Below are 9,590 nucleotides of genomic sequence, written 5' to 3' on the forward strand. Positions count from 1 at the left end.
GCAGTCTCGGTGCTCGGACTTCAGCCACCTTTGGTGTCTTCCGTTGCCTGTGCTCCGAGCCTGCTTCCCCTAAAAAGGAATGCGCTTTTATTCCCCCTTATTTTCCTATTTGGAAATTAGGTGAGAAATATATTGCAAATAATTTGAAATGTTAATAAGAATTTTACTCTTATACAACTGTATCGCTAATAAAATTGCTCCTATTATACTGATAATGTAACCCATTATAATTACGTAATAATATGCCCGACTAAACATATAACTATATGTTATGCATAATTTTTTATTCTTCCTCGTATATCGGTCTTTAAGCCTTTTGGATAGTAGGTCATATTCTACACATTCATCTAGACATTTCCGTCCCCTATCCTTTCTTCTTACAGCAATATCATCTTCTACCCAGCCCATCTTTTCTTCTAACTTATCAAGAACATCGCGTGCACATTGAACAAGCTCCCTATTACGTACATCTATAATCCAAAATAATTTAGCTATACCAATACACAATAATCCAAAAATAAGAATCAAAAGGAAATTCGGCTTACTTATCCCCAAAATAAAAATATAACCAATTGCACCCATAATAATTATGAAGAAGCGGAGGGCAACCATTCGCTGATTCGCATGATAACTAAACCAATCCCATGTATATTTTAAAACAGCTTCATAATTATTATTTTTAGCAGTTCCGCTTTTCTTTTCTTCATTTACTATTTTGACTGATGAAGAACAACCTAAACGATCAGCACCCGCTTCAATCATAGCTCGTGCTGTATTATAATCTCTAATGCCACCTGCTGCCTTAACCCCCATTTCATTGCCTACAATTGCTCTTATTAACTTAACATCTTCTATTGTAGCTCCACCGCTAGAGAAACCAGTTGAAGTTTTAACAAAAGCCGCACCAGCACGTTTGGTCAACAAACACGCAGCAATTTTTTCCTCTCGCTCTAGAAGACTAGTTTCTAAGATCACTTTAACAGGAATTGTTTTTGCTAAAATTACAACTTTTTGTATATCTTCAAATACACCCTTATAATCTCCACTTTTTAATAAACCAACTGCCATAACCATATCTATTTCATTAGCACCTAGTCGTATAGCATTTTCTGCTTCGTTTACTTTTGTATCTGTTAAGTTCATTCCTAAAGGGAATCCAATAACTGTTACGATTAAACAATCTGTTCCTTTCAAATGTTCTTTAGCTTCTTCAATGTATAACGGGTTGACGCATACACCTCGGAACTGATATTCTCTTGCTTGATTGCATAAATCTAAGATATCTTGATGAGAAGTCTGAGGTTTTAATGCGGTGTGTTCTATATAGTCGGCAAGGTCCAACGGTTTTGTTATAACTTTTGGTTCTTTTTTCTTAATCACTGCTTTACATTTAAACGAGGGTATCCCTAAAGATTCTATTTTCTTTTTAATTTTACCAATTTCATATTTTAACAGTTTATCTGGAATCATAAAGTCTCCTTTCGGGAAGTTGTTTTAAACATATCCTTTACTTAAACTTATTATAGGGTTATACATAAACTATATCAATTATCAATGCTCACTAGAATAACTTGTGTAAATATATAGAAAATTTTTACGCAAATAGAAGTTATTAAGTCTCTAGCCTTCGTCCGCCTGAGCAAATCTACCACAAAAAGGCGTCCTCAAGCGGCTTGCCGAGCCAGAAAAAATCCAAAACATTTTAGGGCCAAATTTTGGATGGGGACAAAATTTGCCTAACAATTCTAAACTGGTATCAAAAACTATCTTTCAAAAAATTTCCATTTTTTATAACGTTCTGAGCGTATCTGATGTTCACCAAAGATGGTTTTGGATAGCGTGCCGAAGACACAAAGCCACATATGCTCTAAGCCTGTTGATTTACTATAGATTTCTTCCAGCTGTACTTCTAAGCAAATATGTCCTCAACGGAGTAAAATCCTTGGTTTATGCACTTTAGGCTCAAAAAGGAGTTTTTCGACAGGCTTCTCTATTATCCGCTTTGGCGATTTCTTCATTAAAATATTATTAAATTAATAATTTATACAGCCAACTCTTTCCAATTTCTTTCGAATATCTTTCGGGATTGAACAAGCCTGGCAAGCAAAAAACAACTTGAACATCTGGATGCGATTGACAAAATAGATATGTAGCCACGGTTTGTAATTTGCTACATTGGGGTGTGATACCAATGTTGTAATTTTCATATAAAATTTTACCCTCTCGGTCTGCACTTATGTATATCTCTTCCAGTTTAGAAATAATTTCCTGAATATTAAAAGTTGAGATTTCCGTCTTTGAAGATGGATATTGTTCAAATACCTTGAGTTTGCTGTGTAATTCCTTAGAAAATTCTGTTCGCCATTTAAAGTGTTCGTGTGGTGAAACCCCATAGCAGGTAATTACAATATTAGGATGATATGCGTCTAAGAGTCCTATCGCCCGAGATGGCTCATATCCAACAAAGAAGATAAGGCATATCGGGAAATCTTCTTTAAAATATCCTTTAAAATAAGGGAGAATCATTGTCTCTCTGGCACCTGAAGCACCAAGTAGCTCACCTAACCTTGTTATACTATTCTCATTTCGCGCTTCTGCAAATTGTAATATTTCATCTTTCTCATCTTTTTGGGGGAAGTAGTTTTGAGCCTCCGTGTATAAAACGAATATTTCTTTATCATGAAAAATCTTGCTTGTTTGATATAATGTAAGAAGTATTAAAAAATTCGCCATCCCAGAAATATCTATAAAGATTGAATCGATTTCTGTGGCAGGTATGTTTTTTATTAACATATTTTTAAAATTATTATTGGTCTTAAATATGTAATCGATGTCTATTATGGTATTTTCAAGCATATTGGTAGACAAATTCTTTAAAGAGCTCTGTAAAAAGTCTAAGTTTTCTTTATTCTTTTCTAAAAACTTTTTCTTCTTTTGGGTTTGTTTGTAACTAACGCTACTATAATATTCCAAAATATTACTATATTTAAAAACCTTTTCACTTATCTCTTTGAGCTTTTCGACAACCCCTTTCACCCTGTCCTCAAAACCAGCAGCACAAATATATAAGGAATTTTTCTTGTCCGCTATTAAGTCAGGTGCAAATTCTTGTATTTTATTCATTTTTATCACCTTCTTCAAAGTCAAAAAATTTCAATTGATATTTATCTTCCTTACCTTTTTTGAAAAATTTTTCTCTAAATTGGTCGGGGCGTAACAAAAATTCCTCTAATCGATCTTTGGAAAGCCTTAGGTGTTCTCTTTCCCTATAGGTTGTCTTAAGTTCGGGTGTATATTTTCTATGCAAGGTAAATTTTTCGACTCGCCCGATTTGCTCTCTCGAGAAACTATGACCTCTATCTATAAAGACAGAATGTCGAATTAATTTTCTCAATAGATCTTCTGCTTTGACTGACAACTCCTTATTATCTCTTCTCTCTATAGTAATTACTTCGTGTTTTCTTTCCTTCTCCTTTGTTATTTCTCTCTTCAAATATTCTCTGGATATTTCACCGAAGCTTCTGACCACATCAAAAATTTCTTTACCGACATACTCAATGTTAATTAGATAACCATACGCTTCATTAGAATATTTTCTAATTGCTTTATCTTGGACATCCATGAAAATTTTATCTTTACCTTCCTTCAATTTATTATGCTTTTCTCTACCACCATATTGTTTAAAAATTGCCTCACAAATTACTAATCCATCACGGACACTCCATGAAGATAACTGAACAATTAGATTCCACCCACCATATTTAACTTTGTTATATTCCCTTTTAGATAAAAGGTTAATTAATTCTTTATGTGAGTATGGTAATTCCTCAAGATAATCCTTGATTTTTTTGGTGTATCCACCTATTTCGAGTTGTCTGTTTATTATTTTTTCCAAATATTTTTCATAATCTTCCACATTTGACATATCACGATATGTATAATCATGTGGTACTTGTAGAGCTTTTCCGTACATATCTTGAAAAGTATACGCATACTTATCTGTTGAAAATTTGCAGCAATACACTTCATTATGGCATGCTATCAAACAATTAAGTATCTTTTGCATTTCTAAATTTACCTGTGGTTCGCTTAAATCATCAAAAATTACATAAAACTTGGCATCTGATAGTTCAGAAACTGCTTTTTTAATAGTTTGGAAAAATTCTATTAAGATATTCTCTTGCAATAAGTTACTTGTAGGTGGATATTCCTCCTCCTTCCCCACCATATCTATACAGAAATTCTCTTCATTTCTTAAAATTGATATTAGTTCTTTAAAAGGTCTTTCACGAAATGTCGAAGTCATTGTAAGTTCTTTAGTCAAATACTGAGAGAGGATATCTAAAATAAGTTCCACTTTTGGTTCACTTGTGAATACTTTCTCAGAGTATGCTTCTCCTATCAAGGAGATCGTTCTTCTAAGAATCTTTAAAATTAATATGTGTTTAAGAAATAATTGTGTTTCAAATGTAAACTTATAGCACTTTTCAGAAAAAATTTTGAATTCACCTTGTCTGCAAGCAAAATAAATACCAAATATTCCCTTAAAATAAGCGATCTTATTTTTTACATCTTCTTCATCTTCGGCCACTTTTATTAATTTGGGTATAAAACTCAAAGATCTTAGATAAATAGTCTTGCCACATCCTCTGGGGCCCGAACATATTAATGGCCGAAAGTCTATAAAATACTCATAAATAGTAGCTTCTAGCTCAAATCTTTTGAGCCACAAGGGATCATTAACATCGTAGGTTTCAAATATAAGATATGTAAATGGGGGTTCATATTGAAATCTTTTCCTTTCCGGAAGTTTTTCAGATAGCCCCTTAATTACATCATCGAATGTATTATATTTATTTTCAACGAGATTATTATAGATATAGACCAATCTTTCTCCAAGTTTTTTTCTATCTACTTTACCAGAAGGTGTACTAGCATATTTTCGAGTTATTTTAAAAAAATTTTCTTTAAAGTATTCTAAATCAGTTAGTTCATATCGGCGAAACTTTTCATTTGAATTTATACCAATAAAATCTATCACTTCAAAATGGAATATATTTCCACCTTTGTATACTTCGTCCTCTACCATTAAGATATTATTCTCGTGGAGATCACCGTGGGTAAAACCTTTGTTTTGGATTATTTTTAATGTCCCTGCTACTTCTTTAATGAAATTTCTTAGTGTTTCCTCTAAATCCACATTTCTATTCTCATTTAAAAATTTCCCTAACGAGTCCCCTTTTATATATTTTATCTCAATGTATTTCAAGTTTAACCCATTCCACTTGAACTCTCCATAATCTTGTGGAATTACTAAATGGGGGACAGAAACAAAAGGCCGCATTGTTTTTATTTTCTCCCCGAAATCTACATGATCCAGAATACCAGGCTTAAATATTTTTAAGACAACATCAAACTCAGTTTTTTCTTTTGTCGCCCTAAAGGTGACAGAAGTTGACCCACTTCCTAAAGGTGGTGTTTGTAAACTATATCCCCGAATTGCATCTTTTGGTAACTCACTGATATCATATTTAGAATATTCTATTACTTTTACAATTTCCTCACCTTTTCTAGAAAGATAAAGTAAACCATTCTTTCCCTCTATAAATTTGGTAGATAATAAGGTGTCAATCAGAATATTGACTTGTTTAAAATGTTTCTTAACTTTTTCTATTAACTCCGTCTTGGTAATGCCCTTATGCCGATTAATGTAAATAAGCAGCACCAATGCTTCATCACTCGTCAACAATTCTACTTCATCTTTAAATTTTTCGATCAATTTCCATATTTCTTTTATGCTGCTTGTTGTCATTTATTTTACCTCTTCATATTTTTTATAGGGATGCATACTAAGAAATCTTCTTACATTTTCGACTATTTTGATTATTTTTTTTCCTAACTCACATTTTTCAATATCATTTTGACAAAAAGAATCTACATGTCCACTGCCGCCTATAACGAACTCTTCCTTATCCTTGAGTGTCCATTCGGAATTGTATTGACAATCTTTGCCATAAAAAAGGTATATTTTTCTTACACATTCTGGGATAATAGAAAAAACATCTAGTTCATGCGCTACCCCTGGACACTTCGGGACATATAAAAATACAGCAAGATCGCACTGTTGCTCTATTAAATATTTTTCGAATGAGGTTATATTTGAATACTCCTTACCTTGCCTTCTAGCCTCATCGAATGCTTCTTCCGGTAAAATTGCAAAATGATTTTTGTTTGTCAAAATTTCTTTGATTTCACGGCGCTTACGAAAACATTTCTGGGCATACTCATTGGGATTTCGCTCGCCAGGACCAAATATTAGTATTTTTAGCTTTGGTAATGATTCTTCATACCCTTTTACCATGCGCTTTAGGACTTCTATTTCATTATCGTGCATAGTTTCTCACCATATTTTTATCATAAACTATTATAGAAGCAAATTTGTCGATGTGTTTAAGATTCAATACAGTTTTTCTAATATACTTTTTCTTTACATCTATACCTATCGAGTTTCTATTTAACACCAGTGCCTCTATATTCACTGTTCCTATACCACAAAATGGATCTAAGACAGTATCACCACAGAAAGAATACATTTTGATTAATCTATATACAAGTTCATTAGGAAAAACTGCCGGATGATCTTTCCTGCTTATGCCATTTAGGTGCCATATAGGGTCTCTAAATTGCCTAAATTCTTCTTTCGATATCTTAGACTTTTCTTTTATGCCTTTGGAAACTTTTCTTTTACCAACCTTCCTAAATATATGGATCGCCTCTAATGCTGTGGAAATCATAAAAGTAGAGGGATATGGATAGCTACCAAACAAAACTGCACCATTGCGGGAGGTGCTTTTTTTCCAATAGATTGTCCCCATAAATCTTAATTCTTCAAACTCATTCAAGATCTTCCAAGCCTCCATAATTAAATTTACTGTATATGTTCTCTTATGAACGAGTTCAAAATTATAAACGTTGCCTATATTTAAGGCAATTTTACCATCTGGCAGAAGTATTCTAACGCACTCTTTGAAAATCTTTTTCATTTTCATAAGATATTCCTCATACGTATCATTAAAACCAATTTGCTTTTGATGTTTATAGTCTCTTGCGTTCCAATAGGGTGGAGAAGTAATTATCAGCTGGATACTATTGTCTTTTATCTTGATAAGTTCTTCATCAGCACTACCTATATATAGAGTATGCTTCATTATGTTGCATATTTTTTTACTCATATTTTCACCTCACTGTTTTTTTTGAAAAGTGTCATTACGTATAACTTAAAATAACCAAAATACTTCATTTATGCTCACAAATTGGCATATTTTGTGAAATACTTCTTGGTTTATACACGAATACGATACCGCGGCTAAAGGAGATTAAATCTATAATTCTGAAAAATCGACTTCAACTCCATCATCCAACTTCTCATAATAAATGATCTTAGCAGGGATTTTCTCCTTTAACTCCTTTTCTTCTTTATATGTGTAGGGCTTTATAGAAACGGAAATTGAGCCGATAAAACCATCGATACCTTTTGATTCTTCCTCTTCATTAGAAAGTCTGTAAGTTGTACCTTTAATCTCGGCAACTTTCTTAAGAATTGCTTCTTGAAAATGCAATCCGATAAAGGTTTTAATTATCACTAAATCTTTCACCCACTTCTCAATCATTTCATGAGTAACTTTATCTAATGCTTCTCTAAAATTCTGAATCATGTTCGCAATTTTATCTGTAGCAATTCTAATAGTATCGGGATATCGTTCACAATACCAAGATTCCCACTCTGAGACTGTCCTTCCGGGAAATTCTTTAATCAATTCACTGAGTTGTCCAACATTTTCAGGCCTTGTCGCTTGGGAGAAGCGATTAGCTCGATTGATGAATGTCGTCACATATTTTGGAAATTCAGGGGATTCAAGCCCAATATACTCTTGAATTTCTTCATTCTTTAATTTGACTGTTGTTATTTTTCTATCCATCTTATTACCTCATTTTCGAGTAATCTATAAATTTTGATTGATATTTATATTCAAAAGATTTATCAACATCAACTAATTTATTTCTTATTAAGTGAGCATTGATGAAAGTCTTATTTTTTAGATAAAGGTAACAATATAAGTTACCTTTCTCATCGTACTTTATATCGTCGAATTTCATAAAAACCTTTTGCCCTTTAGTTAAATTTTTTAGATACTCACACGCCTTGTCTTCCAAACCCGATCTTGCTTTTACCCCCAGAAGTTTCACTTTTAAGCCACTCTCTAACACCACCGTTTCAGTATCCAATATAGCTTTAACAAAATAATAATTTTCCCGTTTCTTTCTACCTTCAGTATCTATTACAGTTCCAAATTTAAATTTTTTTGGATCTACTAATCGTTCTAATTGATTGCCACCAACCTCTGCCATTGGCTTTTTCATTGGTTCCTTCTCAGTTGTTCTCTTTCTTTGAAAAATGATCTCATAGTCAAAATTTTCTTTAAACAATACAGGTTCTTTAGAAATTCCCATCTTCGATTTTATTACTTCTAAAAATTTTTCATTTATTTCGTAGCCAATAGAATTCCTCCCTAATTCTAAAGCTGCTCTTGAAGTAGTTCCACTCCCTAAGAATGGATCTAATACTGTATCTCCATAAAAACTGAACATTTTGATTAAACGCCGTGGCAATTCCAACGGGAACATAGCAATATGCCCGTTCTGTTTTTCACCAGGAAAATCCCAATGACCATTAAAGTACTTATTCCATTCCTCATTTGTAAGTTTTGACTTTTCTTTCACTTCTTTAGAAACTTGTGGAGGCCTTCCAAGTTTCTTAAATATCAAGATGAATTCATAATCGATCTTAATTATCCCGCCTCTTGGATAGGGATAAGATCCCATTACTGTAGCTCCACCTGTAGTTTGGCAAGTTGTAACTTTCTGCCAAATTATGGCACCCATGTAATCGAATCCTATAGTTTCACAATATTTAATTATTTCGGTTCTGATTGGAATAACCTTATATCTACCGTAGAAAATAGCCCTTGCAAATTGATCTCCAATATTAATACACAACCTACAGCCAAGATGTAAAATTCGATGGCATTCTAACCAAACTTTATTCAAATTAGCAATGTAATTTTGGTAAGAATCATCAAAACCAATTTGACCTTTTACGCCATAATCTTTTAATTGCCAATAGGGGGGTGAGGTGATCACCAAATGGACAGATTTATCTTTAACCTCATCCATATAGCGTGAATCACCAATTATGATTTTATGCCAAATTTTTGTTTTCATTTAATATTATTTTACCTCCCAAAAATTACAAGTAAGGTATACTCGCCATTCTTTAACAATTTTCTGTCGGCCTATCTTCCTCTTTGGCCAAATGCTTGTTGATGTACTATTTCTTAGTCTTGTTCATCGCTTTGATCTTCCCATCAATTCATCTAAACTAATCCCGAAAGACAAAAGCAGGATTTGGGGTGGATGACGGGATTCGAACCCGCAACCACATGGACCACAACCATGTGCTCTACCATTGAGCTACACCCACCATCATGGCACCCTCGGTCCGACTCGAACGGACAACCGACGGCTTAGAA

The 9,590-nt window shown here is 33.3% G+C and carries 7 protein-coding genes and 1 tRNA gene; all 8 read right to left on the reverse strand.

Translation table 11 applies throughout. The features are described from left to right. Positions 1–105 precede the first annotated feature (105 nt). A complete protein-coding gene (gene deoC, locus KJA13_03075; protein ID MBZ9577996.1) occupies positions 106–1,470 on the reverse strand; it encodes a deoxyribose-phosphate aldolase in 1,365 nt (454 codons plus the stop codon). 558 nt (positions 1,471–2,028) lie between these two features. Continuing rightward, positions 2,029–3,123, reverse strand: coding sequence for a hypothetical protein (locus KJA13_03080; GenBank protein ID MBZ9577997.1), 1,095 nt, complete (start codon positions 3,121–3,123; stop codon positions 2,029–2,031). Beyond that, positions 3,116–5,812: a protein kinase gene (locus KJA13_03085; GenBank protein ID MBZ9577998.1), complete on the reverse strand. Its 2,697-nt coding sequence runs from the start codon at positions 5,810–5,812 to the stop codon at positions 3,116–3,118. The genes KJA13_03080 and KJA13_03085 overlap by 8 nt, the downstream gene beginning before the upstream one ends. Next, positions 5,813–6,394: a hypothetical protein gene (locus KJA13_03090; GenBank protein ID MBZ9577999.1), complete on the reverse strand. Its 582-nt coding sequence runs from the start codon at positions 6,392–6,394 to the stop codon at positions 5,813–5,815. It lies immediately after the preceding gene. Further along, positions 6,384–7,232 (reverse strand): site-specific DNA-methyltransferase, encoded by an 849-nt coding sequence (locus KJA13_03095; GenBank protein ID MBZ9578000.1) that lies wholly within the window; start codon positions 7,230–7,232, stop codon positions 6,384–6,386. Before KJA13_03095 ends, KJA13_03090 begins: the two co-directional genes overlap by 11 nt. Before the next feature lie 150 nt (positions 7,233–7,382). Further along, positions 7,383–7,979 (reverse strand): MjaI family restriction endonuclease, encoded by a 597-nt coding sequence (locus KJA13_03100; GenBank protein MBZ9578001.1) that lies wholly within the window; start codon positions 7,977–7,979, stop codon positions 7,383–7,385. 4 nt (positions 7,980–7,983) lie between these two features. Next, the gene (locus tag KJA13_03105; GenBank protein ID MBZ9578002.1) at positions 7,984–9,282 is read right to left on the reverse strand and encodes a site-specific DNA-methyltransferase; all 1,299 of its coding nucleotides are present in this window, start codon (positions 9,280–9,282) and stop codon (positions 7,984–7,986) included. Between the two features lie 184 nt (positions 9,283–9,466). Further along, positions 9,467–9,541 (reverse strand) — tRNA-His (locus tag KJA13_03110). Between the last annotated feature and the right edge of the window lie 49 nt (positions 9,542–9,590).

It is taken from the genome of Patescibacteria group bacterium, from assembly GCA_020148045.1.
In the GTDB taxonomy this organism is placed as follows: Bacteria; Patescibacteriota; Minisyncoccia; order Minisyncoccales; family GWA2-38-27; genus JAHCRG01.